At 70.0% G+C, this 26,911-nt stretch carries 26 protein-coding genes; 21 read left to right on the top strand and 5 right to left on the bottom strand.

The features are described 5' to 3' along the window. Positions 1–11: 11 nt before the first annotated feature. From gcvPA to J3S20_RS11865, 4 genes are read left to right on the top strand one after another with little or no spacing between them, the layout of a single operon-like run. Positions 12–1,409 (top strand): aminomethyl-transferring glycine dehydrogenase subunit GcvPA, encoded by a 1,398-nt coding sequence (gene gcvPA, locus J3S20_RS11880; RefSeq protein ID WP_216836689.1) that lies wholly within the window; start codon positions 12–14, stop codon positions 1,407–1,409. Beyond that, the gene (gene gcvPB, locus J3S20_RS11875; protein WP_216836688.1) at positions 1,406–2,947 is read left to right on the top strand and encodes an aminomethyl-transferring glycine dehydrogenase subunit GcvPB; all 1,542 of its coding nucleotides are present in this window, start codon (positions 1,406–1,408) and stop codon (positions 2,945–2,947) included. The genes gcvPA and gcvPB overlap by 4 nt, the downstream gene beginning before the upstream one ends. Next, positions 2,944–4,545, top strand: a complete 1,602-nt coding sequence (locus J3S20_RS11870) for an FAD-dependent oxidoreductase (RefSeq protein WP_216836687.1) — start codon at positions 2,944–2,946, stop codon at positions 4,543–4,545. Before gcvPB ends, J3S20_RS11870 begins: the two co-directional genes overlap by 4 nt. After that, positions 4,542–5,684 carry an NAD(P)/FAD-dependent oxidoreductase gene (locus J3S20_RS11865; protein WP_216836686.1) on the top strand — a complete coding sequence of 381 codons (1,143 nt, stop codon included), beginning with the start codon at positions 4,542–4,544 and terminating at the stop codon, positions 5,682–5,684. Before J3S20_RS11870 ends, J3S20_RS11865 begins: the two co-directional genes overlap by 4 nt. Here the strand turns inward: J3S20_RS11865 and J3S20_RS11860 are convergent. Beyond that, on the bottom strand, positions 5,662–6,465 hold the full coding sequence (locus J3S20_RS11860) for an IclR family transcriptional regulator domain-containing protein (RefSeq protein ID WP_216836685.1): 804 nt from the start codon (positions 6,463–6,465) through the stop codon (positions 5,662–5,664). The two genes, J3S20_RS11865 and J3S20_RS11860, sit on opposite strands and share 23 nt — an antisense overlap. 192 nt (positions 6,466–6,657) lie before the next feature. On the opposite strand from J3S20_RS11860, the gene J3S20_RS11855 reads away from it, so the two are divergent. The 9 genes from J3S20_RS11855 to J3S20_RS11815 all read left to right on the top strand — a co-directional run bounded on the left by J3S20_RS11855 (position 6,658) and on the right by J3S20_RS11815 (position 14,868). After that, positions 6,658–7,977, top strand: coding sequence for an ABC transporter substrate-binding protein (locus tag J3S20_RS11855; protein ID WP_216836684.1), 1,320 nt, complete (start codon positions 6,658–6,660; stop codon positions 7,975–7,977). An 8-nt stretch (positions 7,978–7,985) separates the two neighbouring features. Further along, positions 7,986–8,882, top strand: coding sequence for a carbohydrate ABC transporter permease (locus tag J3S20_RS11850; protein WP_216836683.1), 897 nt, complete (start codon positions 7,986–7,988; stop codon positions 8,880–8,882). Next, a complete protein-coding gene (locus tag J3S20_RS11845) occupies positions 8,879–9,697 on the top strand; it encodes a carbohydrate ABC transporter permease (protein WP_216836682.1) in 819 nt (272 codons plus the stop codon). The genes J3S20_RS11850 and J3S20_RS11845 overlap by 4 nt, the downstream gene beginning before the upstream one ends. Further along, on the top strand, positions 9,694–10,770 hold the full coding sequence (locus J3S20_RS11840) for an ABC transporter ATP-binding protein (protein WP_216836681.1): 1,077 nt from the start codon (positions 9,694–9,696) through the stop codon (positions 10,768–10,770). Before J3S20_RS11845 ends, J3S20_RS11840 begins: the two co-directional genes overlap by 4 nt. Further along, positions 10,767–11,666: a dihydrodipicolinate synthase family protein gene (locus J3S20_RS11835; RefSeq protein ID WP_216836680.1), complete on the top strand. Its 900-nt coding sequence runs from the start codon at positions 10,767–10,769 to the stop codon at positions 11,664–11,666. Before J3S20_RS11840 ends, J3S20_RS11835 begins: the two co-directional genes overlap by 4 nt. Before the next feature lies 1 nt (position 11,667). After that, positions 11,668–12,450, top strand: a complete 783-nt coding sequence (locus tag J3S20_RS11830) for an SDR family oxidoreductase (protein ID WP_216836679.1) — start codon at positions 11,668–11,670, stop codon at positions 12,448–12,450. A gap of 2 nt (positions 12,451–12,452) precedes the next feature. Further along, the gene (locus J3S20_RS11825) at positions 12,453–13,178 is read left to right on the top strand and encodes an SDR family NAD(P)-dependent oxidoreductase (protein ID WP_216836678.1); all 726 of its coding nucleotides are present in this window, start codon (positions 12,453–12,455) and stop codon (positions 13,176–13,178) included. A 10-nt stretch (positions 13,179–13,188) separates the two neighbouring features. Continuing rightward, a complete protein-coding gene (locus J3S20_RS11820) occupies positions 13,189–14,025 on the top strand; it encodes a sugar phosphate isomerase/epimerase family protein (RefSeq protein ID WP_216836677.1) in 837 nt (278 codons plus the stop codon). A gap of 84 nt (positions 14,026–14,109) precedes the next feature. Continuing rightward, positions 14,110–14,868, top strand: a complete 759-nt coding sequence (locus tag J3S20_RS11815; RefSeq protein ID WP_216836676.1) for a GntR family transcriptional regulator — start codon at positions 14,110–14,112, stop codon at positions 14,866–14,868. Positions 14,869–14,874: 6 nt separating this feature from the next. On the opposite strand, the gene J3S20_RS11810 is transcribed toward J3S20_RS11815, so the two are convergent. The 4 genes from J3S20_RS11810 to J3S20_RS11795 form a co-directional block, all read right to left on the bottom strand. Continuing rightward, positions 14,875–16,296, bottom strand: a complete 1,422-nt coding sequence (locus tag J3S20_RS11810) for an FAD-binding oxidoreductase (protein ID WP_216836675.1) — start codon at positions 16,294–16,296, stop codon at positions 14,875–14,877. 408 nt (positions 16,297–16,704) lie between these two features. After that, positions 16,705–17,346, bottom strand: coding sequence for an NrsF family protein (locus J3S20_RS11805; RefSeq protein WP_216836674.1), 642 nt, complete (start codon positions 17,344–17,346; stop codon positions 16,705–16,707). After that, positions 17,333–17,965, bottom strand: a complete 633-nt coding sequence (locus J3S20_RS11800; RefSeq protein WP_246602716.1) for an RNA polymerase sigma factor — start codon at positions 17,963–17,965, stop codon at positions 17,333–17,335. Before J3S20_RS11800 ends, J3S20_RS11805 begins: the two co-directional genes overlap by 14 nt. 1 nt (position 17,966) lies before the next feature. Continuing rightward, positions 17,967–18,413: a YHS domain-containing (seleno)protein gene (locus tag J3S20_RS11795; RefSeq protein ID WP_216836673.1), complete on the bottom strand. Its 447-nt coding sequence runs from the start codon at positions 18,411–18,413 to the stop codon at positions 17,967–17,969. Between the two features lie 118 nt (positions 18,414–18,531). Between J3S20_RS11795 and J3S20_RS11790 the strand changes: the two genes are divergently transcribed. The 8 genes from J3S20_RS11790 (at position 18,532) to flhA (ending at position 26,906) form a co-directional block, all read left to right on the top strand. After that, positions 18,532–19,107: an NUDIX hydrolase gene (locus J3S20_RS11790; RefSeq protein ID WP_216836672.1), complete on the top strand. Its 576-nt coding sequence runs from the start codon at positions 18,532–18,534 to the stop codon at positions 19,105–19,107. Next, a complete protein-coding gene (locus J3S20_RS11785; protein ID WP_216836671.1) occupies positions 19,104–19,556 on the top strand; it encodes a GNAT family N-acetyltransferase in 453 nt (150 codons plus the stop codon). The genes J3S20_RS11790 and J3S20_RS11785 overlap by 4 nt, the downstream gene beginning before the upstream one ends. Positions 19,557–19,792: 236 nt before the next feature. After that, a complete protein-coding gene (gene fliF, locus J3S20_RS11780) occupies positions 19,793–21,499 on the top strand; it encodes a flagellar basal-body MS-ring/collar protein FliF (RefSeq protein ID WP_216836670.1) in 1,707 nt (568 codons plus the stop codon). Further along, positions 21,496–22,494: a flagellar motor switch protein FliG gene (fliG, locus tag J3S20_RS11775; RefSeq protein WP_216836669.1), complete on the top strand. Its 999-nt coding sequence runs from the start codon at positions 21,496–21,498 to the stop codon at positions 22,492–22,494. The genes fliF and fliG overlap by 4 nt, the downstream gene beginning before the upstream one ends. Continuing rightward, positions 22,491–23,126, top strand: a complete 636-nt coding sequence (locus J3S20_RS11770; RefSeq protein WP_216836668.1) for a FliH/SctL family protein — start codon at positions 22,491–22,493, stop codon at positions 23,124–23,126. Before fliG ends, J3S20_RS11770 begins: the two co-directional genes overlap by 4 nt. Further along, positions 23,123–23,446, top strand: coding sequence for a flagellar motor switch protein FliN (gene fliN, locus J3S20_RS11765; RefSeq protein ID WP_246602715.1), 324 nt, complete (start codon positions 23,123–23,125; stop codon positions 23,444–23,446). The genes J3S20_RS11770 and fliN overlap by 4 nt, the downstream gene beginning before the upstream one ends. A gap of 4 nt (positions 23,447–23,450) precedes the next feature. Next, on the top strand, positions 23,451–24,839 hold the full coding sequence (locus J3S20_RS11760) for a sigma-54-dependent transcriptional regulator (RefSeq protein WP_216836667.1): 1,389 nt from the start codon (positions 23,451–23,453) through the stop codon (positions 24,837–24,839). Between the two features lie 3 nt (positions 24,840–24,842). Further along, a complete protein-coding gene (flhA, locus tag J3S20_RS11755) occupies positions 24,843–26,906 on the top strand; it encodes a flagellar biosynthesis protein FlhA (RefSeq protein WP_216836666.1) in 2,064 nt (687 codons plus the stop codon). The last annotated feature ends 5 nt before the right edge of the window (positions 26,907–26,911 follow it).

Raw genomic sequence — 26,911 nt, 5'->3', positions numbered from 1 at the left:
AAGGAGCCCGCATGACCATAGCCCATCCCTGGATGGCCAATTCGGTGCCCGCCATCAAGCAGGCCATGCTGCGCGAGATCGGCGCGCCCTCCATCGAGGCGCTGTTCGAGCAGATTCCGGCCGAGCACCGCACGGCGCACGACTTCGCGCTGCCGCCGGCCCTGCGCTCCGAGCCCGAGCTGCGGCGGCACATGCTGTCACTGCTGCGCAAGAACACGAGCTGCGAGGAAAACCTCAGCTTCCTCGGCGCCGGCATCTGGCAGCACCATGTGCCGGCGATCTGCGACGAGATCGCGGGGCGTTCGGAGTTTTTGACATCCGTCTGGGGCACGGCGATGTCGGACCATGGCCGCAACCAGGCCTGGTTCGAATTCGCCTCCCAGCTCGGCGAGCTGGTGGCCTGCGACTTCGTCGGCCTGCCCGTCTATTCCTGGGGCTGTGCGGCGGGCAATGCGGTGCGGCTGGCCTCGCGGCTGAACGGGCGGCGGCGCGTGCTGGTGCCGGAATGGATGGACCCGGAGCGGCTGGCGGTGATCCGCCAGTACTGCGAGCCGGAGGGCATGCCGAACCGCATCGCGGTGGAGCTGGTGGCGCAGCGCGCGGCGGATGGGCTGATCGATCTGGACGACCTGCGCACAAAACTGAATGACGGCGTCACCGCCGTGTATTTCGAGAATCCCGGCTTCCTCGGCATCATCGAGACGCAGGGCGCGGAGATCGCGCGGCTCGCGCATGCCGCGGGCGCGGAGGTGATCGTGGGAGTCGACCCGATCAGCCTCGGCGTGCTGGCGCCACCGCCCGACTATGGCGCGGATATCGTCGTCGGCACCACGCAGACACTGGGCGCGCATATGAGCGCAGGTGGCGGCGCGGGTGGCTTCATCGCCTCCCGCGACGAGGAACGCTATGCGCGCGAATATCCGACGCTGAACATCTCCATCACCACCACGCGCAATCCCGGCGAGCACGGTTTTGCCCTCAGCCTCTCGCATCAGTCCAGCTATGGCATGCGGGAGCAGGGCAAGGACTGGACGGGCAATTCCGTCTACCTCACCGCCATCGCCAACGCCGTCTACATGTCGCTGATGGGCCCGGAAGGTTTTGCCGAGCTTGGCGAGCTGGTGCTGGCGCGGTCGCATGATGCAGCGCGGCGGCTGGATGCGATTCCGGGTGTGTCCGTTCGGTGGAAGTCCGGCTTCTTCCGCGAATTCGTCGTCGACTTCTCCGCGACCGGCCGCAGCGTGGCGCAGGTGAATGCGGCGCTGCTGAAACGCGGCATCTTTGGTGGCAAGGACCTGTCGGCCGACATCCCGGCTCTCGGGCAGTGCGCGCTCTTCGCCGTGACGGAAGTGCACGCGCCGGAGGACATCGCGCGACTGGCCACGACGCTGGAGGAGATCCTGCGATGACCGCAAAACTGATCCACCAGGCGCGCTGGAACGAGCCGGTCGTCATGGAAATGGGCGTCGCCGGACGCCGCGGCGTGGTCTTTCCGCAGCCGGAGACGGACGCCGCCGCGCTGATCCCCGCCGGCATGCGCCGCCGCACAAAACCGGCGCTGCCGGAGATGACGGAGCACGACGTGCTGCGCCACTACCTGCATCTGTCGCAGCAGGTGCTGGGCATGATGGGCGTCAGCCTCTTCGGCACCTGCACCATGAAGTACAATCCACGCCTCAGCGAGGCGCTGGGCCTGCGGCCGCAGATGGCGGAGATCCATCCGCTGCAGCCGGCCGCCTCCATCCAGGGGCTGCTGGAGATCGTCCACAACTTCGATCTCATCCTGCGCGAACTGTCCGGCATGGACCAGTTCGTCTTCCAGGCCGCCGGTGGCGCCGACGCTGCGTACACGCACACCTGCGTCACCCGCGGCTATTTCGCGGCGAAGGGGGAGCTGGAGCAGCGCAACGAGATCATCACCTCGATCCAGGCGCATCCCTGCAACCCCGCCACCGCGGCGACCGCCGGCTTCAAGGTGGTGACGCTGATGCTTGAGGAGAACGGCTATCCCAGCATCGACGCCTTGAAGGCGGCGCTGTCCCCCCGCACCGCGGCGCTGATGATCAACAACCCCGACGATATGGGCGTCTACAACCCGCAGATCCGCGAATGGACCGCACTGGTGAAGCAGGCCGGTGGCCTGGCCTTCTACGACCACGCGAACTTCAACGGCGTGATGGGCCGCATCCGCGCGCGCGAACTCGGCTTCGACGCCTGCATGTTCATGCTGCACAAGACCTTTGGCGGGCCGAAGGGCGGCGGTGGGCCGGCCGTCGGCGCCTATGGCTGTTCTGCCGAGCTGGCTCCCTTCCTGCCGAAGCCGCTGGTCGTGAAGAATTCTGACGGCAGCTACGGTCTCGATGACGACAGGCCGCAATCGGTCGGCAAGGTGCGGGAGTTTCTCGGCAACCTGCACATCGTCATGCGCGCCTATGCCTGGGCGCGGGCGATGGGCGCGGATGGCATCAAGGAAGCGGCCGACCTCGCCGTGCTCGCCAACAACTACATGGAGAAGAAGCTGCTCGCGATTCCCGGCGTCGCGCGGTCGAACCCGGAAGCCAAGACCTGGCGGATGGAGATGACGCGCTACGGGCTGGGACCGCTGAAGGAGGAGACGGGGCTCGGCGTGGTCGAGGTCGGCAACCGCATGACCGATTACGGCATCGACGCGCCCTGGCTTTCGCACGAGCCCTGGGTGGTGCCGGAACCCTTCACGCCCGAAGCGGGCGAGCTGTGGTCGAAGGAGGATATCGACCTCTGGTGCGAGGTGCTGGCCAAGGTGTGCGACGAGGCGCGGCAGGATCCCGAGCTGGTGCGCACCGCGCCCCATAACGCGCCGATCGGCCGCGTGGATTCGGAGGCGCCGGAGGACCCAGCGCGCTGGGCCACCACCTGGCGCGCCTATCAGCGCAAGCACGCCGCAACCCGCGCGCGCGCCGCCGAGTGACGCTCGACTTCGAGGGCCGCGCCATTGCGGTGCGGCCCGGCCAGAGCCTGGCCGCCGCGCTGACCGAGGCCGGCGTGCTGGACCTGCGCGACACGCGCCGCGGGCCGGGAGGACGCGGCCTCTACTGTGGCATGGGCGCCTGCCAGGATTGCGTGATGGTCGTGGACGGCGTGCCCAATACGCGCGCCTGCATGACGAAAGCCGTGTCTGGCCAACAGGTGATGCGCCAACCGCATCCGGCACCGCTGCCACAGCGCACGACGGGCACACGGCCGCTGGCGCTCGAGGATCTGCCGGAGGAGACGCCGGAGCTGCTGGTGGTGGGCGGTGGCGCCGGTGGCCTCGCCGCCGCGCTCGCCGCACGGCGCGCAGGTGTGGAGGTGCTGCTGGTGGATGAGCGCGGCATCCCGGGCGGCCAGTACTACAAGCAGGCGATGCCCGGCCTCGCGCCGATGGATGCGCAGCAGTCGGAGGGTGCCGCCCTGCTCGCCGCCTGCCGCGAGGCTGGCGTGCGCATCCTCGACGGCACCGAAGTCTGGGGCGCCTTCGCGCCGCTGCTCTTCCTGGCGACGCGACACGGCCAGACGCTGCGGCTGCGGCCCCGCGCCGCCGTGCTCGCGACCGGCGCGCAGGAACGCGCCCTGCCCTTCCCCGGGTGGACCCTGCCGGGCGTGATGACCACGGGCGCCGCACAGACCCTCTGGCGCAGCTACCGCACGCTGCCTGGCCGCCGCGTGCTGGTGGCCGGCAATGGGCCGCTGAACCTGCAGGTGGCGCTGGAACTCGCCGCGGGTGGCGCGCAGGTGGTGGCCGTGGCGGAAGCCTCGTCCGGCCTGCGGCCTTTGGCGCTGGCGCGCATGCTGCGGGCCGCGCCAAAGCTCGCAGCCAAGGGTCTCGGCATGCTCGTGACGCTGCGCCGCCATGGCATTCCGCTGCGGCGTGGGCGGCTGTTGCGCAGCGTCACGCGCACCGCAGATGGCGCGCTGCTGGCCGAGCTGGATGATGGCACGCGCCACACGGTGGATGCCGTTCTCTGCGGCTATGGCTTCCAGCCCGAGACTGCGCTGCTGCGCGCCATCGGCGCCACCCATGCCATGCAGGACGGGCTGCTGCGGCCGCAGCGCGACGCGCAGATGCAGACAAGCATGGAGGGCCTCTACGCCGTGGGCGATGGCTGTGGTCTCGGCGGCGCGCCGGCGGCACTGGCGGAAGGCGAGATCGCCGGCCTCGCAGCGGCGCGCGCACTGGGCCGCAGCGCGCCCTCAGATGCGCCGGTGCGCGCAAGCCTGGTGCGGCACCGCGCCTTCCAGGACGCGCTGTGGCAGGTGTTTCGCGCCCCCTTCCCTGGCCTGGTGCTTGCTCAGCCCGAGACGCTGGTCTGCCGCTGCGAGGAGGTAACGCTGGCACAGATCGACGCCGCCATCGCCGCCGGCCCCGGCGATATCGGCGAGGTGAAGCGCCGCACGCGCTGCGGCATGGGCCGCTGCCAGGGCCGCTACTGCGCGCCGCTGCTCGCCGCACGCATGGGCGTGGACGACAGTTTTGCACCGCGCGTGCCGGCGCGCCCTGTGCGCATTTCGGATCTTCTCGGGTCATGACCGATATCGCGGTCATCGGCGGCGGCATTGTGGGCATGTGCCTGGCGCGAGAGCTGGCGATGGCGGGCCGCGATGTCACGCTGCTGGATTCCGGCCACCACGCCGGCACCACCGCCAATGCAGGCAGCCTGCATGTGCAGATGCAGTCGCGCTTCCTGCGGATGTATCCGGAGCTGGTGCCGAATCTCGAAGCCTCGCTGCCGCTCTACCCCGAAGCCGCGCGCCGCTGGCGCCTGCTGGCCGAGGATCTCGGCGCGGATATCGAGCTGCGCCAATCCGGCGGCCTGATGGTCTGTGAGACCGCCGAGCATTACGAGTTCCTGGCGCAAAAATGCCGGCGCGAACAGGCGCTCGGCTTGCAGGTTGAGATGCTGGACCGCGCGGCGCTGCGGCGCGTCGCGCCCTATCTCGGCGATGCCGTGCATGGCGCGGAGCTTTGTGCCGAGGAAGGCAAGTTGAACCCGCTGCTGGCGAACGAGGCGCTGCGCCGGGACCTGCAGGCGCGCGGCGTGCCGTATCACATCGGCCATCGCATCGCCCGCATTGAGGCGGTGCGGGAGGCGCTGCTGCTGCACGGCACCGATGGCAGCGTGATCCGCGCCGGCCGTGTTGTACTCGCCGCAGGCGCCGGCAGCGGCGCGCTGGCCGGCTCGCTGGGCGCGCCTCTGCCCACGGTGGCGGAACCGCTGCACATGAACATCACGGAGGCCACGGCGCCGCTGATCCTGCACCTGGTGCAGCATGCGGAGCGCATGATCACGCTGAAGCAGCTCGCCGCCGGCCAGGTGGTGATCGGCGGCGGCTGGCCTGCGCGCTTTGCAGGCCCGCAGGATTTCCCGACGGTGGAGGCGGCGTCCCTCGTCGGCAACCTGTCCCTCGCCCAGCATATCGTGCCGCCAATCGGCGGGTTGCGGCTGCTGCGCAGTTGGGCCGGCGTGAACACCACGGCCGATGGGCAATGCATCCTCGGCCCGCTGCCGCAGGAGCCGCGCGTGCACGTCGCGGTGCCTGGCGATGCCGGCTATACGCTCGGCCCGCTGGTGGCTTCCATGGCCGCGGCGCTGCTGCTGGGGCGCGATCCCGGTTTCGCCACGGATCGCTTCACGCCGGCGCGCTTCAGTCGCGCAGCGAGCGGTTGATGCGGTCCGCGGCCTGCAGAATCTCCGGCAGGAAGCGGCTGTGCAGCGCCTCCGCCGTCACGCGCGAGGAAGGGCCACACACATTCAGCGCGGCGAGCACCGCGCCGCCCGGCGCGCGCAGCGGCACGGAGACGGAGCGCAGCCCGACCTCCAGCTCCTCATCCACGATCGCGTATCCATCGCGCCGCGTCTGCTCCACGATTTCGCGCAGCTTCGCCTTCGACGTCACCGTGTTCGCGGTGAAGGCAGTGGGCTTCAGCGCCGCCATCGCCTGCGCCAGCGCCGCATCGGGCAGACCCGCCAGGAGCACGCGGCCGACGGAGGTGCAATACGCCGGCAGCCGCCGCCCCACCGCGATACCCACCGCCACCACACGCCCCGGCGAGGGCGCATGCGCGACATAGAGCGCATCCTGCCCATCGAGCACGGCAGCGAAAGCCGCTTCGCCAAGCCGCGCGGACAGATCCGCCATCACCGGCCGCGCCAGGTCCCACAACCCCAGCGAGGCGACGGCGGAATGGCCGAGCTCCAGCAGCTTCGCCGTCGGGCGGAAGCGGCCGCCATCCTGCTCCATGTAGCCGGCATGGGTGAAGGTCAGCAGGAAGCGCCGTGCGGTCGCGCGCGAAAGGCCCGTGCGTTCCGCCACCTGCGACAACGTCTGCCGCGGCGTCTGCCGGTCGAAGCTGCGCAGCACATCGAGCGCGCGCAGCACGGATTGCACGATCTCCCGATCCTCGCCGGGGCGAGGCTGGGTGAAATTCTGGGGGATGGCATCGTCCATCGACGCGGGAGTCCATGTGTGCTGGTGTTCGCAGGGCGAACATAGGGGGCCGGAATCGTCACGGTCAACGCCGAAAGTGGCTGATTCACCCTTGCGGGAACGGTTCGACCGGTTTCACACTGCGGCCACTCGTTCGCCTGGCGGTCACCCGTTAAAGGCGACAACAACCAGGGAAGCAGTGGGGACGAGAGAATGATGGGCACCAGCAAGGGATTCACCCGCCGCAGCCTCGGGCTCGGCGTCGCGGGGCTCGCCGCCGCCGGCGTGCGGCCCGCGGAAGCGCAGCAGACTACGCTGCGCTGGTGGTCGCCACAGACCGCGCCCGCGCAGCGCGAGGCCTACAATTTCCAGATCCGCAGCTTCGAGGAAGCCAATCCCGGCGTGCGCGTGGTCTTCGAGGCAACGTCCGACGAGGGCTATCCGGCGCAGATGGCCGCGGCCTTCGCCTCTGGCCAGGTTCCTTCGGTGGTGACGCATCTGCCGCATTTCGCGGTGGCGACCTATTGGCAGAATGGCCTGCTGGAGCCGATGAACGACGTGATCTCGGCCGTCGGCACCGAGAACTACTATGACGGTGCCAATCGGATCTATGAGATCACGCAGGGCCAATATGCCGGCACCGGCATCGGCAATTCTGCGGCCAACATGATGTGGCTGCGCACGGATCTGATGCGTGCCGCGGGCGTCGATGCTGCGCCCCGCACCTGGGACCAGCTGCGCGACCTGTGCCGGCGCACGCAGCGCGGCGGCATCTATGGCGCGCCCCTGCCCTATGCGCGCAATTCGATGACCAGCCTGATCTTCATCTGTTTCGTGCACGGCGCCGGCGGGCAGATCTTCACGCCTGACCTGCAGGTGGCGGTGGATAGCGACGCCTTCCGCAATGCGCTGGAGTTCTACAAGTCGATGCGGGAGTTCTGCCCGCCCGGCGCCACCAATTACTCCTGGGGAGAGAGCCTGACCGGCTTCGTCGCCGGCGCCACGGCCACCGGCATCTACACGGGCCGCGTGCTGGCAAATGTGGCGGCGCAGAATCCGCGCATCGCGGACAGCATCACCTGCGCCGAATATCCCACCATCTCCGCCAGCGTGCCGCACTGGACCTTCAACGACTTCCCCAGCGTGATGATCCCGAAGGTCGCGCCGAACATGGCGCTGGCGAAGCGCTTCGCGGCGCATCTGTTCCGCGCCGATGGCTATATCCGCCAGCTGCATGCCGCACCCGGCCATGTGCTGCCGGTGCTGAAGACCATCAGCGCCATGCCCGCCTATCAGGAGAATGCGCTGATCCAGAAGTACCGCGCGGAGGTGGATCGCATGTCCACCGCCGCCGCCGCCGGCCACAACCTGGGCTGGGAGAGCACCTCGCACAAGCCGAACACCTCGGCCGGCCGCATCATCGCGAGCCATGTGCTGGCGGAAGCGGTGCAGCGCTACGTGGTCAACAACGAGCCGGTGGCGCAGGTGGTCTCCACCACCGCGCAGCGGCTCGAACAGATCATGCGCGGCTGATCCTGCGCGTGAAGCCTGCCACGAATCCGCTCGACCGGCGTGATGCCTGGCTGGGGGTGATGCTGATCGCCCCCAGCGTGCTGATCTTCTGCGCCGTCATCGTCTATCCGCTTGTATCGGCCATCTATCTCAGCCTGTTCTCGATCTACACGCCGACGCTGCAGGGCAACTTCGTCGGCCTATCCAATTACGCGGAGCTGCTGGCGGGTGGCGAGTTCTGGCATTCGCTGGCCAATACGCTGATCTGGACGGTCTGCACGCTGACGTTGCAGGTGGTGCTGGGCATCGCGGCTGCGCTGATGCTGCACCAGGCCATCATCTTCCGATCCCTGGCGCGCAGCCTGATCCTGTTTCCCTATTTCGTCTCCACCGTCGTCGCCGTGCTGGTCTGGCGTTGGCTGTTCAACGATCTCTACGGCATCCTGAACCACCTGATGATCTGGGCGGGCCTGCTGAACATGCCGCTGGACTGGCTGGGCTCCATGCCCAACGCCATGGTCAGCATCGTGCTGGTGGGTGCCTGGAAATACTTCCCCTTCGTCGTCATCGCTGTGCTGGCTCGGCTGCAGACCATTCCAGACAATCTGTATGAGGCGGCGACGATCGATGGCGCCGGCGCCTGGGGGCGCTTCTGGGATGTGACGCTGCCGCAGCTGAAGGATGTGCTGTTGGTGGTGGTGCTGCTGCGCGCCATCTGGGACTTCAAGGAATTCGACCTGATCTACCTGATGACCGGCGGCGGCCCGCTGATCGCGACGCAGACGCTTCCGCTGATGGTCTACAAGGAAGCCTTCGGCATGGATGCGATGGGCCGCGCCACCGCGGTGGCTGTCGCCATGATGTTCGTCATGCTGGTCTTCATGCTGCTGTACCTGCGGCAGGCGAAGCAGGATGCCGCCAAGTGAGGCGCGTACTTTTCAACCTGATGGCCTGGACCATCGTGCTGGTCACCGCTTTTCCGCTGCTCTGGATGGTGCTGACCTCCATCAAGCCGCAGTTCGAGCTGTTCCGCATGCCGCCCACATTCTGGCCGGAGCAGATCACCTTCGAGCATTACGCGCGCCTGCTGTGGGAGACGCCCTTCCTCACCTATATGCGAAACTCGCTGGTGCTGTCCTTCTCCACCACGGTGCTTGTGGTGGCTGTCGCGACGCTCGGCGCGCATAGCCTGGTGCGCTTCCGCTATCCCGGCCGCGAAAGGCTGGCGCAGCTGGTGCTCTTCACCTATCTGCTGCCCTCCGTCGTACTGATCCTGCCGCTGTATCTGCTGATGGTCTGGCTCGGCATCGCCAATTCGCTGCTGAGCCTGGTGATTGCCTATACGAGCTTCGCCCTGCCCTATGCGCTGTGGCTGCTGCGCAGCTTCATGCAAGGCATTCCGGACGACCTGGAATCGGCGGCGCTGGTGGATGGCGCGACGCGGATGGAGGCTTTTGTCGACGTCATCCTGCCGCAGGCGCTGCCGGGCATCATCTCCACCTGTCTCTTCACCTTCATCCTGTCCTGGAACGAGTATCTCTACGCGCTGGTGCTGGTGAACACGGATGAGGCGCGGCCGCTCACCACCGGGGTGATGAGCATGCTGGTCAGCGCCTTCAACATCGAATGGTCCCTGCTGATGGCTGCCTCCGTCATGATGAGTGTGCCGCTCATCATCATCTTCGCCTTTCTGCAAAAATACCTGACACGCGGCTTCGGCGCGGGCGGGGTGAAGGGATGAGCGCGGCGGAGGTCACCTTCTGCAAGGTCCGCAAGGCTTTTGGCAATGCCGTCGCGGTGCGGGAGCTGGATCTGGCGATCGGCGCCGGGGAATTCGTCTCCCTGCTCGGGCCCTCGGGCTGCGGCAAGACCACCAGCCTGCGGATGCTCGCAGGGCTGGAATTCCCGACCAGCGGCACGATCAGCATCGGCGGCCGCGTGGTGAACGACGTGGCGCCGGGCAAGCGCGACGTGGCGATGGTGTTTCAATCCTACGCCCTGTACCCGCATATGACCGTGGGCGAGAACATCGCCTATCCGCTGAAGAAGCAGGGTATGGCCCGCGGGGAGCGTGAGGCGCAGGTGAAGCGCATCGCCGCCATGCTGAAGCTGGAGGCGCTGCTGGACCGCAAGCCGCGGCAGCTTTCGGGCGGGCAGCAGCAGCGCGTGGCGCTTGGCCGGGCGCTGGTGCGCAGCCCGAAAGTCTTCCTGCTGGATGAGCCGCTGTCGAACCTGGACGCCAAGCTGCGCGCGCATATGCGGGCGGAGCTGATCGAGCTGCACCGCCAGCTTGGCCGCACCTTTGTCTATGTGACGCATGACCAGCTGGAAGCGATGACGATGTCGGATCGCATCGCGGTGATGGAGGGCGGCGAGCTGCGGCAATTCGCGCCGCCGCGGGAGGTCTATGACAGGCCCGCAAATCTCTTCGTCGCCAGCTTCATCGGCACGCCGCCGATGAATATCGTCCACGGCGAATTCAATGGCCGGGTGTTCCGCCACCCCGCCATCACCGTGCCCTTCCAGGTCGCCGGCGCGCCGACCAGGGTCGCTCTCGGCGTGCGGCCGGAGGATGTGCTGCTGGGCGCAGGTCCCTTCCGCGCCACCGTGCGCGTGGTGGAACCCACGGGGCATGAGACCATCGTGATGCTGGAGGCGGAGGGTGCGGCGCTGACCGCGCGCGCGCCGGCTGAATCGCATCTGCGGCCGGGCGAAATTGTGCCCTTCGCCCTGCGGGCGGACCGCCTGCATCTGTTCGACGCCACCACCGAACTGCGCCTCGAGGCGCGTGCCACCGAGGAGATTTCCGCATGAACCGCGACGATGTCGACTGGTCGGGGCCGATGCCGGCGCTGACCACGCCCTTCGACAGCCAGGGCCGCATCGATAGCGCCGGCTTCGCCGCGAATGTCACGCGCATGTTGGATGCCGGTGCCACCGGCGTGGTCGCCTGCGGCTGCACCGGTGAATTCTGGGCGCTGAACATGCAGGAACGCGCTGCACTCTATCATGAGGCGGTAAAGGCGACCGCTGGCCGCGGCACCGTCATCGTCGGCACGGGCTGCGTCGGCGAGGCCGATACCATCGCGCTGGCCGCCAAGGCGAAGGAGGCCGGCGCCGATGGCGTGCTGGTGCTGCCGCCCTATTTCGTGAAGCTGACCGACGACGAGATCTTTGCCCATTACAAGGCGGTCTCGGAGGCCGTCGAGCTGCCGATCATCGCTTACAACATTCCCGGCAATGCGGTGAACGCGATTTCGCCCGCGCTGGCGGATCGTTTGGCTGATCTGGAGAAGATCGTCGCCATCAAGGAATCTTCCGGCGACTGGAACAATTTCTACGGCACGCTACTGGCGGTGAAGGATCGGCTGCGCGTCTTCTGCGGCCCCTCCTCCGTCTTCGGCGTGCCGGCCGTTGCGCTGGGCGCGGATGGTACGGTCGATTGCTTCCCTAATGTCTGGACCGGCTGCCTGGACCTCTACTACGCGGCGCGCGATGGGCGTGACGACGCGGCGGAGCTGCAGGAGATGGGGCGCAGGCTGACGGATCTTTTCGTCAGCGGCGGCCGCACGCTGTATCCGGCGACCAAGGCGGCGATGGACATGATGGGTTTTCCGGGCGGCGGCACGCCGCGCCCGCCGCTGCGGCCGCTCACCGGCGCGCCGCTGGATGGGCTGCGCAGCGGGCTGCAGGAACTGGGGCTGCTCTGACATGGATCTCGGTATCAAGGGTCGCCACGCGCTGGTCTGCGGCGGCAGCCGCGGCTTGGGCGAGGCCTGCGCGCGCTCGCTCGCCAAGGAAGGCGCCAACCTCACCATCGTGGCGCGCGGTGCGGAGGCGCTGGAGGAAGCCGCCGCAAGGCTGCGCGCCGAGACCGGCGTGGCGGTGCAGATCGTCGCGGCGGATGTGAACACCGAGGAAGGCCGCGACGCGATCCTCGCCGCCTGCCCGGCGCCGGACATTCTGGTCTGCAATCCCGGCGTCCGCCAGGTGCCCGGCAACTTCCGGGAATGGGATCGCGCGGAGTGGCTCTATTGGTGGGATGTGCATTTCCATTCCTCGATGGAGCTGATCCGCCGTACCACGCCGGGCATGTGCGAGCGCAAGTTTGGCCGCGTGGTCAGCATCTCCGTCAGCTTCATCAAGTTTCCGCAGATCGGCTTCGCGCATTCGCATGCGGCGCGCGTCGCGCTCTCGGGCGCCATCGGCTCGATCGCGCGGGAGCTCATCCCGCACAATGTCACGGTGAACACCGTCTGCCCGGGCCTTTTCGACACGGACGCGCTGCGCACGAACCTGCACGGCCATGCCGCACGCCGCGGCACGACCTATGAGGCGATGGTGGAGGATCGCATCGCCGGCTGCCCCGCCGGGCGCTTCGCGGACCCGTCCGAATGCGGCGATCTGGTTGCCTATCTCTGCAGCGCGCAGGCGGGCTTCATGACCGCCCAGAACATCGTCAATGACGGTGGCGTCTATCAGGGCCTGTTCTGACCATGCGCGATGCGGAGCTGCTGCCCGCCACCGGTCGCGTCATCGCCCTTTCCGGCGCCTCGCGCGGCCTCGGCGCCGCCATCGCGCGGCGGCTGCATGCGGAGGGCTACACCCTGGCGCTCGGCCTGCGCGATCCCTCGGCGGCGAAGCGGCTCGGACTGGGTGAGGAGCGCATCAGCGCGCATCGCTACGACGCGATGAATCCCGAAAGCGCCGAAGGCTGGATCGATGCCGCCGTGGCGCGGCACGGGCGGCTCGACGGCCTCATCAACAATGCCGGCATCCTGCGCCGCGTCACCTGGGACGAGGGTGGCGAGGCGGAGCTCGACGAGCTCTGGACCGTCAATGTGAAGGCGCCTTTTCGGGCCACACGCCGCGCACTCCCGCACCTCCGCGCGGCGGGGCATGGGCGCGTGGTGAACATTGCCTCCACCGACGGCAAGCGCATCCGCGATGCCAGCGTCTCCATCGGCTATGCCATGACCAAGCAGGCCCTCGTCGCGCTCAGCCAGGCGGCGAAGTTCGCGGGTTGGGAAGACGGGCTGCGCGTCACCGCGCTCTGCCCCGGCGCCATCGATACGGAATTGCTGGCCGGCCTGCCCGGCATCTCCACCACGCGGCTCTCGCCCGCCACCGTCGCGGAAATCGTCGCGCTGCTGCTGCGGCTGCCGGATACCGCCACCATCGCCGAGCTCATCGTCAATACCCGCCTCGAACACACGCTGTAGGAGGATGCCCATGGCCGCGCTGCCGGTTGCCGTCTCGACCTTTCCCTTCCTGTATTCGCATGACGGGCTCGGCGCGATGCAGCACCTGCACCGCCAGGGCTATCGCGCCTTCGAGATGATGATCTTCCCGCCGCATTGCTGGCCCTCGGAACTCACGCCCGCGAAGCGCCGCGAATACAAGGCGTGGCTCGCCGACAGTGGCTCCGCCATCACCTCCTTCTGCTATCCGCTGTTGGACAACAACCCGAACAGCGTCTGCGCGAAGATGCGGCGCTACACGCTGGACCGATATCGGGAGGCCATCGACCTCGCCGCCGATTGGGGCTGCCCCTATGTCTGCGCCATTCCCGGCCCGGTGAATTCGCTGATCGACCCGCCCGTCGCCTGGATGCGCGCCTGGTTCATCGAGGGGATGCGGGAGCTGCTGGATTTCGCCAAGGGCTCGGGCGTCGAGATCATCCTGGAGAACGTGCCCTTCACCTACCTGCCCTCCGCGCAGGACATGCTTTCCGTCGCCGAGGAAATCGGACCGGAGGTCGGGCTGAACTTCGACATCTGCAACAGCGCCTTCATCAAGGAGGATGTGGCCGCCGCCATCCGCCTGCTCGGCAAGCGCATCAAGAACGTCCATATCTCCGATAGCGGCTATGAGGTCTTCAAGCACACCCGGCTGGGCACCGGCATCGTGGATGCGGCGGCGGCCGGCGCTGCGCTGCGGGAGATCGGCTACCAGGGGCAGACGGTGCTGGAGATCATCACGGATGCGCTGCAGCCCGGCTCCGATCCGGATGCGGATATCCAGGCGAGCCATGACATTTTGGCATCACTCGGCTGGAAATCACGCTGATTTGCCGTAAGGGGCGCTCCCGGTATACACCTTGGTCGCGGCTGGCCCCCTCAGGCCGGCCCCGACTGGGTAACGGAAGCGCCGATGACACGGGACAAGACCGAGACCGCCCGCGCGCCGCGTGATGCGACCGACCGCGCCCAGCGCGAGATCGGCGAGGGCGGCCTGCGCGAGGCCGCGCCCCGCAGCCTGCGCGAACAGGCGCTGGAGGCCATCAAGCGCGGCATCCTGGATTCCCGCTACGCCCCCGGCGCGCTGCTCTCGGAGAACCAGCTGGCGGACGAGTTGCAGATCAGCCGCACCCCGATCCGCGAGGCGCTGCGGGAGCTGGCCGGCGGCGGGCTGGTCCGCATCCTGCCGCAGCGCGGCATCGTCGTCTCCGAGCTCTCGGTGCAGGACATCGTCGAGGTCTATCAGCTACGCGAACAGCTGGAAGGCTTCGCCGTGCGCATCGCCGCCGAGCGCCTGGGCCCTGCGGATGCGGAGGCGCTGCTGGCGGATCACCGGGACGCGCTGGCGCATATGCAGGCGGGCGCGTTGCGCGCGGCCTATGACAGCTCCGTGCTGATGCACAGCCGCATCCTGGGCCTGGCCGGCAATTCCCGCCTGTCCCAGTTCATGGCGCAGCTGGGCGACCAGGTGCACCGCTTCGGCCTGCTGACCCTGCGCCACGGGCGGGTGGAGCGCGCCCTGGCGGAGCACGGCCAGATCATCGAGGCGCTGATCGCCAACCGGCCGGAGGAGGCCGAAAGCCTGATGCGCCAGCATCTGCGCGCCGATCGTGACCTGGCGCTGCGCGTGGTGCTGCCCGCCGGGGTGATGCAGGCGGAGCTGACGGCGTAACCGCCTTCAGCCCTGCGAGCCCTCCAGCGCGCCGGGATTCATCCGCCCGCGCGGGTCCAGCATCGCCTTTACCGAATGCAGCAGCTGCGCCGCCCCCGGCTCCATGCGGGAGCCCAGCTTGTAGAAGCGGCCGAGCTGGGCATGCACAGCGCCATGCTGGTCCATGATGGCCGAAAGCCGGTCCCGCGCCTGGCGCACCAGGTCCCGCGCCGAAGGATTGGCAGGGAACTGGCCGAAGCTGGCGCGGCTGGCCTCCGACAGGTGCTGCAGATGCAGCGCCTCCAGCGCATCCCGCCAGTAGAGCATGGGCTCGATCGTCACATAGGCGCCGAGCGAGGAGATCATGTGGCTGATGCTGACCCCGGCCTCGGCCAGCGAGGACGCCATGGCCGCGTACTCGGCCTCCAGCGCCGCCAGGCAATCGGCGGCGGCGCTCAGCGGCAGCATGCCGTGCACCGGCACCCAGCGTTCCCCACCCGGCCCCAGCAGGCCACGGATGGAGTAGGGCCGCGCCCATAGCGCCTTCGGCAGCGTCGCCGGAATCTCCCGCCCGCCCTGCGCCAGGGCCAGGCCGCGCGCGGCCTCGATCCCGGCCTCGGCGGAAGGGCCGGTGACGCCCTCGGCGGTCAGGTGCAGCGCCCAGGGGGCTTCCGGCCGGCTGGCCTCGGCCTGCGGCAGCGGGTCCATGGCGAAGGCACGGTTCACCACCCGGGCCTGGATGATCCGCACCATCGCCGCCATCATCGCCGCGCTGTCGTCGAAGGCGAAGGATCCGAAGGCGGCCGCGCATTTCGGCGCCAGGCGCAGCGCCACCTCGGTCTTCACCCCGAAGGCGCCGCAATCGCCCAGGAACAGGCCGGTGAGGTCCGGGCCCATATGCCGCCAGAAGGGCGGCGCGTTGCGCAGCGCCAGCGCGCCGGTGCGCACCGCATTGCCATCCGCCAGCACCACGGCGAGCCCCAGAATGCCGTCCATGCCGCCCGGCAGGTTCTGCGCCACCGTGCCGCCGATGGTGGTGACCGAGCCCGAGACCGGCGAGGCCTGCGCCGCGCGCAGCCCATGCGGGGCGAGTGCCGCGGCCAGGGCCTGCCAGGTGGCGCCGGCGCCGACCACGGCCGTCAGATTCTCGGCATCGACGGTGATGCCGTCCAGCCGCCTGGTGTCCACCACCACGGCCGGGGCGCGCGGCACCACGCCGGCGGTATAGGACAGGCCGGCGCCACGCGGCACGATGGCGCGGCCGAATTCGGCCAGCAGGCGCAGCGCGGTCGCGGTTTCTTCCGTGCTGCCGGGGCGGATGACCATCTCGGCCGGCGCGCCGCCGGGCCAATCGGCCAGGTCGGCCGTGGCCAGCGCGCAGGATGCGGCATCGGTCGCGACATGCGCGGCCCCCAGGCGCTGCGCCAGGGCGGCGGCCAGGCTGCTCATCGTCCCAGGCCAGGCAGTCGGGTCATCGCGGGCTCCGGGTGGTTCGCGGCCCCATTCAAGGTGCTCTCACAGGGGCCGGGCGGGCGGGGCGGAATTTGTCCCGTCCTTGCGTCTGCGTATAGGCTTCTGTCGGCTTCGGCCGGGGCTTTCGCGCCCCCGCGCCGCCTGGCGCGAACACATTCCGGTGTGCGCCGCTTCGCCGGGCTGGAAAGCTGCGCCGGCGGTGCCAGCGCGCGGCAACAGCCCCGCGCTGGTGCGGGCAGCACGTCGGTTGGACAGGCGCCCCGTCGGGCGTATTGCCCTATCTCGGACCCGGCGATGAGTGGGTCCATGGGCGCGCCCGGGTGCTGAACGCCCGGCCCGTCGCCACCCCGCCCTGGAACAGCCTCTGTCCCGGGCGGAGGCCCCTCACGGCCGCATCGCCTGCATCGCCCGGGCGCCCCAGCGCCGCGCCAGCAGCATCACCAGCAGCACCGAACCGCCGTGCCAGATCAGCACCATCGCCGCCGCATCCAGGTGATGCACCAGCGAAAGCCCGACGGAGGCGATGGCCGCCGCCGCCAGGCCCGCCAGCGCCGCCACGGGGCCAGGCCGGATGCGGGCCGCGTGGCGCGTCATCCACAGCATGCCCAGCGTCAGCGGCAGGCCGAAGCCGATGATGAAGCTCATGCAGCCCAGGCTCATGCCCAGCGCCGGCCAGCCGCGCTCGACGAATTCGGCGATGCAGCCCCAGCCGAGGCCGGAGATCCAGAAGGCGGCGAAGGGCAGCGGCAGCAGCGCCCAGCGTTCGCTGCGGTCGGGCAGCGCGAGATGAAAGGCGGCCACCGCCGCCGCCGCGCCGGTGGCCAGCGCGGCCACCATGTTCACCTGCTCATGCATCAGCATCAGCCGGTGCTCCAGGTCGTGCCGGAAGCCGGACAGCGCCACGGCCACCGCCACCACGCCGAAGGCCAGCGCCAGCCAGCCGAGCGCCGCCCGCATCGGCGGCGTCACCCGCCGCACCGGGGTCAGGCCCTGCGACAGGCGGCTGATCAGCTCATCGGTCTGCACGCTCGTCTCCTTCCTCCACGCCGAAGCGACGGCGCAGCGATCGCATGGCCCGATGGGTCGCCACCTTCAGCGCACCCACGCTGAGGCCGGACCGGGCGGAGGCCTCGGCCAGCGAAAGATCCTCCAGCTTCGCCAGACGCAGCGCGGTGCGCTGGCTTTCCGGCAATTCGGCGACGGCGTCGCGCAGGTTGCGCGCGGCGATGCGCTCCTCCGCCACCGGCGCCACGGCGGCCGCGCCCTCGGGCAGGTCGTCGAGATCCGATTCGCGGCCGGCGCCGCGGCCACGGCGGCGAAGCCGGTCGATCGCACGGCGGGTCGCGATGGTGGTCATCCAGGGGCCGAAGGGCCGTGTCGGGTCGTAGGTATGGCGCAGCGCATGGATGGTCATCAGCGCGTCCTGCACCGCATCCTCCACCTCCGCCGCATCGCGGATGCGGGCGCGGGCCAGCTGGCGCAGCCGGGGCGTCACCTCCCGCAGCAGGGTGTCGTAGGCGCGGCTGTCGCCGGCCTGGGCGGCGGCCAGCAGCCCGCCCCAGCGCTCCTCCTGCGCGGAACGCGCCTCGCCGGCCGTCAGCACCATGCAGGGCAGCCCGACCGGCCAAAGCGCGTCGCAGCGCATGTCAGCTCTCCGCAAGCCGCGGCCAATTGGCCTCGGCCCGCGCGATATGGCCGGGGATATCCCGCTGCCACTGCCTTTGCACCCCCCGGTCGTAGTTGAGGAACAGCACGCCCTGGTGGATGTGCCATGCCTCCGGATCGATATCCACCTTGTAGCCGCGCGCCACGCCATAGGCGCAGAAGCCGCCGAAGCGGGGGGCATGGGCGGCCGGGTCCGCCAGGAAGCGCGCCTGGTGCGCGGCGGAGGCGAAGTGCCATTCCACCCCAGCATGCGTGGCGCGGAAGGCGGGATCGCCGCGGCGCGGCCGGCCCTCGGTGAACCAGGCGACGGTGTCCCAGCCATCGAGCGCCACGCCCGAACGGTGGTTGACGGCGCGCGGCCAGGCCTGCGCGCGGGCGCTGCCGGCCAGCAGGGCGGGTGCCAGGGCCAGGAGAAGGCGGCGATGCATGGGCCAGGCCTTTCGGTTGTTCTGCCCGGGCTTCGCCGCCACCAACCGGATGGTTACGCGGAATTGTCACGGCCAGGGTGGCCTTGCCTCGCACCGCCACCCCGCGCGAGGCTGCGGCATGGACACCGAAACGCCCCCCTGGACCACCACCGAATCGAAAATCCTGGTCGAGGACCGCTGGATCCGCCTGCGCGCCGACCGGCTGCGCACCGCCAGCGGCCAGGAGATCGCGCCCTGGTACGTGCTGGACTACCCCGAATGGTGCGCTGTGGTGGCGCTGGATGAGGCGGACCGGCTGGTGATGGTGCGCCAGTGGCGGCATGGCGCGCAGAGCTGGTCGCTGGAACTGCCCGGCGGCGTGATGGATGCGGAGGATGCCGACCCGATCGCCGCCGCCCGCCGCGAATTGCTGGAGGAGACGGGCTTTGGCGGCGGCGCATGGACCTACCTCTATGCCGGCCATGCCAATCCGGCGATCCAGACCAACCGCCTGCATATCGTCCTGGCCACCGGCATCCGGCTGGTGGCGCCGGCGGCGCCGGAGCCCACCGAATTGATCCGCGTCGAAACGCTGCCGGTGGCGGAGGTGCTGGCCGGGCTGCCGCGCGGGCTGATCGGCCAGTCCATGCATGTGGGCGCCATTTGTGTGGGCCTGGCCGCCGCCGGCCGGATCAGCCTGGAGGCCGCGGCATGAGCGGGTTCACCATTGTACCCCTCGCCCCGCGCCATCGCGCCGATTGGGAAAGGCTCTATGCCGGCTACGCCGCCTTCTACAAGGTCGAGCAGACGGCGGAGATGCGCGCGCGCGTCTGGGGCTGGATCATGGATCCGGCGCATGAGGTGAAGGCGCTGGTGGCGGAGGAGGCCGATGGCACCGCGCTGGGCCTGGCGCATTACCGCCCCTTCGCCCGGCCGCTGGCCGCCGGCACCGGCGGTTTCCTGGACGATCTCTTCGTCGATCCCACCCAGCGCGGCCGGCGCATCGCCGATGCGCTGATCGAGGCGGTGGCCGAGATCGGGCGGCAGCGCGGCTGGGGCGTGATCCGCTGGATCACGGCGGACGACAATTACCGCGGCCGCGGCGTCTATGACCGGCTGGCGACGCGCACCATGTGGATCACCTACGACAAGAAGTTCGTGTGACCTCTCCACCTAATTTCGGAAGCTTCTGATATTCCGTGCCGGATTCGCCGCCGCGCCGATAGGCCTCGGCCAATCCGCGATGCTCCTCCGCCGAAAAATCCGCAGCCGCTTTAACCGCGCCGTTACCCCGGACCCGGCAAAACCTGCCGAGCCGGCATTGTCCGGCCTGGGGATGGCAGGATGCGATCGACGGGAGGGGCCAGGATGCCCGCCACAAGGCAGGAGGAGGCTTCCGCATGGGGGCGCTGATCGCCCAGCTGCGCGGTCTTGGTCCGCTGCGCCTGGCGGCCCTCGTCGGCGTCGGTCTCGGCGTGCTCGGCCTGGTGGCGATGCTGGCGCTGCGTGCCTCGGAACCGCCGATGGCGTTGCTCTATGGCGACCTCGATCCGCGCGATGCCGGGCAGATGGTCGCCTCCCTCGAACGTGCCCGCATTCCCCATCGGCTGTCCGCCGGCGGGGCGCAGATCGTGGTGCCGGAATCCGACGTGCCGCGCATCCGCCTGATGATGGCGCGCGAAGGCCTGCCGAGCGGCGGCTCCGTCGGCTACGAGATCTTCGACCGCGGCGAAAGCCTGACCACCACGCCCTTCCAGCAGGATGTGAACCGCCTGCGCGCGCTGGAGGGCGAGATCGCCCGCAGCATCCGCGGCCTGACCGGCGTGCGCACGGCGCGCGTCCACCTGGTGCTGCCGCGCCGCGAGCCCTTCTCCCGTGAGCGTGGCGAGGCGCAGGCCAGCGTGGTGCTGACCATGCAGGGCGCGCAGCGGCTCGACCGCGAAGGCGTGCAGGCGGTGCTGCACCTGGTGGCCGCCGCCGTGCCCGGGCTGCGGCCGCAGCAGATCTCCATCGTCGACAGCCGCGGGGAATTGCTGGCCCGCGGCGGCCAGGCGCTGACCGGCCCCGCCGCCGCCCAGACGGCGGAGGAGCTGCGCCGCACGACGGAGCTGCGCCTGGCCCGCGCGGTGGAGGATCTGTTGGAGCGCACGCTGGGCCCGGGGCGGGTGCGCGCCGAGGCCTCGGTCGAGATGGATTTCGACCGTGTGCAGACGACGGAGGAACGCTTCGACCCGGAGAACCAGGTGCCGCGCAGCACCCAGTCCAGCACCGAGAGCAATCGCAGCGGCGAGGCCGGCAATGTCTCCGTCGCCAACCAGCTGCCGGGGGCCGAGACTCAGAGCGGCGGCAGCCGCAACGAGCAGCAGCGGTCGGAGGAGACGACGAATTTCGAGATCGGCCGCCTGACGCGCAACACGCTGCGGGAACAGCCGGCGGTGAAGCGGCTGTCGCTGGCCGTGCTGGTGGATGGCGTCTGGGAACCGCAGCCGGATGGCGCGCCGCCGCGCTTCCGCGAACGCAATGCGGATGAGCTCGGCCGCATCATGTCGCTGGCCCGCTCCGCCGTCGGCTTCAACGAGGAGCGCGGCGACAAGGTGGAGGTGGTGAGCCTGCGCTTCGCCGAACCTTCGCAGGGCGAGACGGCGCCGGAAGGCTTCTCCATCCTCGGCCAGACCCTTCCGCCGGCGCTGATGGGGCGGCTGATCGAAAGCGGCATCCTGGCCCTGGTGGCGCTGGCCGCCATCCTGCTGATCGGCAAGCCGGTGGCCAACCGCCTGGTGCTGGCCATGGCGCCGCAGCCGGTGCTGGTCGGCATCGGGCCGGATGGCAATACGGTGACCTTCACCAGCGCGGCAGAGGCGGCGCTGGCCCAGGCCAATGGCACCATCACCGGCCCCGCCCAGGTGGGCGGCCCCGGCGCCACCCCGCTGCTGCCGCAGGGCGAGGCGGCGGCGACCGAGGAGGAGGACCCGATGGTGAAGGTCGCGCGCATCGAGGGCCAGATGCGCGCCTCCGCCCTCGCCGCGCTGGCCGAGATGGTCGACAACAATCCCGATGCCGCCGTGACGGTGATCCGCCGCTGGCTGGCCCCGGAGGAGGGGCTATGAGCAGCAGCCTGACCGGCCCGCAGAAGGCCGCCACCCTGATGCTGGCGCTGGGCGAGGAGCATGCCGCGAAGATCTTCACGCGGCTGCATGAGGACGAGATCCGCGACCTGTCGCTGGCCATGGCGGCGCTGGGTTCCGTCGGCGCCGCGACGGTCGAGCAGGTGGTGCAGGAATTCGCCAACCAGATCGGCCAGGCGGGCCATCTCGTCGGCTCGTATGAGAGCACGGAGCGGATGCTGCTGAAGACGCTGCCGAAGGAGCGCGTCGCCCAGATCATGGAGGAGATCCGTGGCCCCGCCGGCCGCACCATGTGGGACAAGCTGGGCAATGTGAATGAGGCGGTGCTCGCGAACTACCTGAAGAACGAATATCCGCAGACCGTCTCCGTGGTGCTGTCCAAGGTGCGGCCGGACCATGCAGCGCGCGTGCTGTCGCTGCTGCCGGAAGGCTTCGCCATGGAAGTGGTGATGCGCATGCTGCGCATGGAGACGGTGCAGAAGGAGGCGCTGGAAGGCGTCGAGCGCACGCTGCGCATGGAATTCATGTCGAACCTCGCCCGCGGCTCGCGCCGCGATGCGCATGAGGTGATGGCGGAGATCTTCAACAACCTCGACCGCGCCGCGGAAGGCCGCATCCTCTCGGCGCTGGAGGAACGCTCGCGCGACAGCGCGGAGAAGATCCGCGCGCTGATGTTCACCTTCGACGACCTGCAGCGGCTGGACCAGGCTGGCATCCAGGCGCTGCTGCGCGCCGTGCCGAAGGACAAGCTGACGCTGGCGCTGAAGGGCGCGACGGAAACGCTGCGCGACATGTTCTTCCGCAACCTCTCCGAACGCGCCTCCAAGCTGTTGAAGGACGATCTGGCGGGCATGGGGCCGGTGAAGCTGCGCGACGTGGACGAGGCGCAGGCGCAGATCGTCGGCATCGCCAAGGATCTGGCGGCGCAGGGCCAGATCCAGATCGCCGACGGGCGCGACGACGAGATGCTGGTATGAGGCACGCGCTGCGCCTGCCAGACCTCGGCCTGCCGCCGGAACCGCCGCCGCCGCCTCCGCCGGACCCGGAGGTGCTGCTGGCCGAGGCGCGCGCCGCCGGCATCGTGGAAGGCCGCGCCATCGGCCATGCGGCGGGGTTGGCGGAAGGCCGCGCCGAACAGGCCCGGGCGCAGGAAGCCGCCATCCAGCGCGCGCTGGAACGCATGGCCGCGCTGCTGGCCGAAGCCGCGGAGGCCGGGCGCGACACCGCCCTGGCGGCGGCGGAGGCGCTGGCCCTGATGACGCTGCGCATGATCGACCACGCCCTGCCCGGCGCCGCCGCGCGGCTGGGGGCGGAGATCGTGCCGCGCCTGCTGGTGCCCATGCTGCCCGCCATCGCGGATCGGCCGGAGGCGGTGCTGCATGTGGCGCCGGAGCTGGCGGAAGCGATCGCGGCGCGGATGCCGCCCGGCGGGCCGGAGGTGCGCGGCGATGCCGCGGTGGCACCCGGCGATGCCCGGCTGGCCTGGCGCGACGGCGCGCTGGTGGTCTCGCTCGCCGCGCGCCGTGCGGCGGTGGCGGAGGTGCTGCGCATCGCCGGCCTGGATATCACGACAGAGCCCACCACAATGGGGGAGGAACCGAGGGCATGAGCGGCACGGATGGCTTCGAGGCGGTGCCGGCGACGGAAGCGCAGCAGGGTTCCACCAGCCCCGGCGGGCCGCGCGACCTGGATGCGGTCTACGACATTCCGGTGCAGGTCAGCGCCGTGCTCGGCCGCGCCACCATGCAGGTCTCGCAGCTGCTGAAACTCGGCCGCGGCGCGGTGGTGGAGCTGGACCGCAAGCTGGGCGAGGCGGTGGACATCTACGTCAACAACCGCCTGGTGGCGCGCGGCGAGGTGGTGATGGTGGACGACAACCGCCTGGGCGTCACCATGACGGAAATCGTCAAGTCCGACCGGGGCGGCTGAGCAGATGGCACGGCTGCTCATCATCGGATCGCTGGAGGGCGAGCTGGGCGCCGCGGCGCGCGTCGCCATCGCGCGCGGCGCCAAGCTCGGCCATGCGGAGGGCGTCTCGGCGGGGCTGGAGCGGCTGCGCGGCGAGGGCGCGGATCTCGCCCTGGTCGATCTGCGGCACGACGTGGTCTGGCTGGTGCAGGCGCTGGCCGCCGAGCGCATCGCCTGCCCCGTGGTCGCCTGCGGCCGCGCCGAGGATGCGGATGCCGCCGTGCGCGCCATCGAGGGCGGCGCGCGGGACTTCCTGCCGCTGCCGCCGGATGCCGATCTCATCATCGCCATGCTGGAGGCGGCCGGGGCGACGCGGGAGGCGGATGCGCCGCTGGCGCGCGACCCGGCGATGACGACGCTGATGGCGCGGGCGGCGACGCTGGCGCGCGCCGAGGCCTCCGTCCTGCTCACCGGCGAGAGCGGCACGGGCAAGGAGGTGATGGCGCGCCACCTGCACGCGCTGTCGAAGCGCGCGCGCGGACCCTTCGTCGCACTGAACTGCGCCGCGCTGCCGGAGACGCTGCTGGAATCGGAGCTCTTCGGCCATGAGAAGGGCGCCTTCAGCGGCGCCGTCGCCACGCGCAAGGGCAAGTTCGAACAGGCGGAGGGCGGCACGCTGCTGCTGGACGAGATCGGCGAGATGGACCCCCGCCTGCAGGCCAAGATTCTGCGAGTCATCCAGGAGCGGGAGGTGGATCGACTCGGCGGCGGTGCGCCGCTGAAGGTGGATGTGCGGATCATCGCGGCGACGCATCGGGACCTGGCGGCGGAAGTCGCGGCGGGGCGGTTCCGGGAGGACCTGTATTTCCGGCTGAACGTGGTGGCGCTGCGGATTCCGCCGCTGCGCGAAAGGCCCGCCGATATCCTGCCGCTGGCCGAGCATTTTAGCGCCCGCTATGCGCAGGTGAACGGCCTGCCGCCGCGCCCGCTGGCCCCGCTCGCCCGCCACCTGCTGCTGGCCCACCCCTGGCCGGGCAATGTGCGCGAGCTGGAGAATGCCATCCACCGCGCCGTGCTGCTGGCCGAGGGGCCGGAGATCGGGCCGGAGGCGATCGAGCTGGCGCGCCCCGCCGCCCCCGCCCCCATGCCTGCCGCAGCCGGGCCGCATGCCGCGCCGGCCGCCGAGGCGCCGTCCGGCACCAAGGTCTCCGCCCTGGTCGGCCGCAAGGTGGAGGAGGTGGAGCGCGAGCTGATCCTGGAGACGCTGTCGCATTGCCTCGGCAATCGCACGCGCGCCGCCGAGATCCTCGGCATCTCCATCCGAACGCTGCGCAACAAGCTCGGCGAATACCGCAGCGCAGGCATTGCCGTGCCGCCCGCGCCGGGCCAGGCGCCGCTGCAGATCGCGATCTGACCGGTGGGCAGCCTGGTCCTACCTGCCTGGCTGACCCGCGCCCGGCCCAGCGGCGACGTCGCGCTCGGGCTCGGCGTGGTGCTGCTGGTGGCGGTGCTCGTGGTGCCGCTGCCGACATGGCTGATGGATGCGGGGCTGGCGCTGTCCATGACAGCCTCCGTCCTGGTGCTGATGGTCTCGCTGTTCATGAAGCGGCCGCTGGACTTCACCAGCTTCCCCACCGTGCTGCTGCTGACCACGCTGCTGCGCCTGGCCCTGAACGTCGCCACAACGCGCGCCATCCTGACGCATGGGCATGAGGGGCCGGCCGCCGCCGGCCATGTGATCTCGGCCTTCGGCGGCTTCCTGATGGGCGGCGACGTGCTGGTCGGCCTCATCGTCTTCGCCATCCTGCTGCTGGTGAATTTCGTGGTCGTCTCCAAGGGTTCGGGACGCATCGCGGAGGTTGCCGCGCGCTTCAGCCTGGACGCCATGCCGGGCAAGCAGATGGCGATCGATGCCGACCTCTCCGCCGGCCTGCTGACCGAGGACCAGGCGCGCACCCGCCGGCGCGAGCTGGAGGAGGAGAGCGGCTTCTACGGCGCCATGGATGGTGCCGCGAAATTCGTCCGCGGCGATGCCATCGCCGGCCTCGTCACCACGCTGATCAACCTGCTGGCCGGCATCGCCATCGGCACCATCCGCCAGGGCCTGCCCTTCGGCGAGGCGGTGACGACCTATTCCATGCTGACGGTGGGCGATGGGCTGGTCGGGCAGATTCCCGCGCTGCTGGTCTCGCTCGCCGCCGGCATCGTGGTGACCAAGGGCGGCGTCGAGGGCCGTGCGGATGAGGCGCTGGCGCTGCAACTCGGCGGCGCCAAGCCCATGCGCCTGGCCGCCGGCGCGGCGGTGGTGATGGGGCTGCTACCGGGCATGCCGCTGATCCCTTTCCTCGCGCTGGCGGGCGGCGCCCTCTGGGCCGCGCATCTGCAGGATGTCGCGGAGCGCGTAAAGCGCGCCGTGGCCGAGGCGCCGCCCCCGCCGCCGGGCGAGCCGCCGGCCAGCGATTCCCTGAAGATGGATCTGTTGCGCCTGGAACTCGGCTACGGCTTGCTGAGCCTCGCCGCCGGCGACGCGCCGCGGCTTTCGGAGCAGATTCGCACATTGAGAAAGACCACGGCGCAGGAGCTGGGCTTCGTGCTGCCGAGCGTGCGCATCCAGGACAATCTGCAATTGCCGCCGGATACCTATGTGATCCGGGTGAAGGAGATTGAGGCCGGGCGCGGTTCGCTGAAGCCGCCGCTGCACCTGGCCATCGACCCCTCCGGCAACCCGCCCGCCATTCCCGGCGAGCGCGTGCAGGAACCCACCTTCGGCCTCCCCGCCGCCTGGATCGAGGAGTTTCGCCGCGAGGAGGCGCTGGCGCTGGGCTGCACCGTGGTCGATGCGGCTGGCGTGCTGGCGACACACCTCACCGAGGTCACCCGCGAAAACATGCCGGAGATGCTGTCTTTCGCCGAGACACAGAAACTGCTGGACGAGATGGCGCCGGAGCACAAGCGCCTGGTGGCGGACCTGGTGCCGGCGCAGACCAGCATCGGCACGGTGCAGCGGCTGCTGCAGGCGCTGCTGGCGGAGCGCGTCTCCATCCGCGACCTGCCGACCATCCTGGAAGGCATGCAGGAAGCGGCCGCCAGTGGCGCGCGTTCGCTCAGCCCGATCCTCGCCATGGTGCGCACGCGGCTGGCGCGCCAGATCAGCGATGCGGCGCGCGGGCCGCAGGGCTATGTGCCGATCATCGCGCTCTCGGCCGAATGGGAACAGGCCTTCGCGGAATCGCTGATCGGGCCCGGCGAGGAGAAACAGCTCGCCATGGCGCCGTCGAAACTCTCCGCCTTCATGACGGCGCTGCGCAGCGCCTTCGATGCGGCGAGCGCGCAGGGCGAGCCGGCAGTGCTGGTCTGTTCGGGCAGCATCCGCGCGCATCTGCGCGCCGTGGTGGAACGCTTCCGCCCCGCGACCATGGTTCTGGCGCATACCGAGATTCATCCCCGCGCCCGCATCCGCACGATCGGCACGGTCCAGTGAGAGGC

Origin of the sequence: Falsiroseomonas tokyonensis, assembly GCF_019024325.1 — a bacterium.
In the GTDB taxonomy this organism is placed as follows: domain Bacteria; phylum Pseudomonadota; class Alphaproteobacteria; order Acetobacterales; family Acetobacteraceae; genus Falsiroseomonas; species Falsiroseomonas tokyonensis.
This window is presented reverse-complemented; position numbering and strand designations above follow the sequence as displayed.

What these genes read in the sequence shown, in the direction of transcription:
- J3S20_RS11840 (WP_216836681.1), top strand. Translation starts at nt 9,694, where the DNA reads ATGAGCGCGGCGGAGGTCACCTTCTGCAAGGTCCGCAAGGCTTTTGGC.
- J3S20_RS11790 (WP_216836672.1), top strand. Translation starts at nt 18,532, where the DNA reads ATGGACACCGAAACGCCCCCCTGGACCACCACCGAATCGAAAATCCTG.
- J3S20_RS11830 (WP_216836679.1), top strand. Translation starts at nt 11,668, where the DNA reads ATGGATCTCGGTATCAAGGGTCGCCACGCGCTGGTCTGCGGCGGCAGC.
- J3S20_RS11795 (WP_216836673.1), bottom strand. Translation starts at nt 18,413, where the DNA reads ATGCATCGCCGCCTTCTCCTGGCCCTGGCACCCGCCCTGCTGGCCGGC.
- fliN (WP_246602715.1), top strand. Translation starts at nt 23,123, where the DNA reads ATGAGCGGCACGGATGGCTTCGAGGCGGTGCCGGCGACGGAAGCGCAG.
- gcvPB (WP_216836688.1), top strand. Translation starts at nt 1,406, where the DNA reads ATGACCGCAAAACTGATCCACCAGGCGCGCTGGAACGAGCCGGTCGTC.
- J3S20_RS11810 (WP_216836675.1), bottom strand. Translation starts at nt 16,296, where the DNA reads ATGAGCAGCCTGGCCGCCGCCCTGGCGCAGCGCCTGGGGGCCGCGCAT.
- J3S20_RS11855 (WP_216836684.1), top strand. Translation starts at nt 6,658, where the DNA reads ATGATGGGCACCAGCAAGGGATTCACCCGCCGCAGCCTCGGGCTCGGC.
- J3S20_RS11825 (WP_216836678.1), top strand. Translation starts at nt 12,453, where the DNA reads ATGCGCGATGCGGAGCTGCTGCCCGCCACCGGTCGCGTCATCGCCCTT.
- J3S20_RS11760 (WP_216836667.1), top strand. Translation starts at nt 23,451, where the DNA reads ATGGCACGGCTGCTCATCATCGGATCGCTGGAGGGCGAGCTGGGCGCC.
- J3S20_RS11860 (WP_216836685.1), bottom strand. Translation starts at nt 6,465, where the DNA reads ATGGACGATGCCATCCCCCAGAATTTCACCCAGCCTCGCCCCGGCGAG.
- J3S20_RS11785 (WP_216836671.1), top strand. Translation starts at nt 19,104, where the DNA reads ATGAGCGGGTTCACCATTGTACCCCTCGCCCCGCGCCATCGCGCCGAT.
- J3S20_RS11815 (WP_216836676.1), top strand. Translation starts at nt 14,110, where the DNA reads ATGACACGGGACAAGACCGAGACCGCCCGCGCGCCGCGTGATGCGACC.
- J3S20_RS11770 (WP_216836668.1), top strand. Translation starts at nt 22,491, where the DNA reads ATGAGGCACGCGCTGCGCCTGCCAGACCTCGGCCTGCCGCCGGAACCG.
- fliG (WP_216836669.1), top strand. Translation starts at nt 21,496, where the DNA reads ATGAGCAGCAGCCTGACCGGCCCGCAGAAGGCCGCCACCCTGATGCTG.
- J3S20_RS11800 (WP_246602716.1), bottom strand. Translation starts at nt 17,965, where the DNA reads ATGCGCTGCGACGCGCTTTGGCCGGTCGGGCTGCCCTGCATGGTGCTG.
- J3S20_RS11835 (WP_216836680.1), top strand. Translation starts at nt 10,767, where the DNA reads ATGAACCGCGACGATGTCGACTGGTCGGGGCCGATGCCGGCGCTGACC.
- gcvPA (WP_216836689.1), top strand. Translation starts at nt 12, where the DNA reads ATGACCATAGCCCATCCCTGGATGGCCAATTCGGTGCCCGCCATCAAG.
- J3S20_RS11865 (WP_216836686.1), top strand. Translation starts at nt 4,542, where the DNA reads ATGACCGATATCGCGGTCATCGGCGGCGGCATTGTGGGCATGTGCCTG.
- J3S20_RS11820 (WP_216836677.1), top strand. Translation starts at nt 13,189, where the DNA reads ATGGCCGCGCTGCCGGTTGCCGTCTCGACCTTTCCCTTCCTGTATTCG.
- fliF (WP_216836670.1), top strand. Translation starts at nt 19,793, where the DNA reads ATGGGGGCGCTGATCGCCCAGCTGCGCGGTCTTGGTCCGCTGCGCCTG.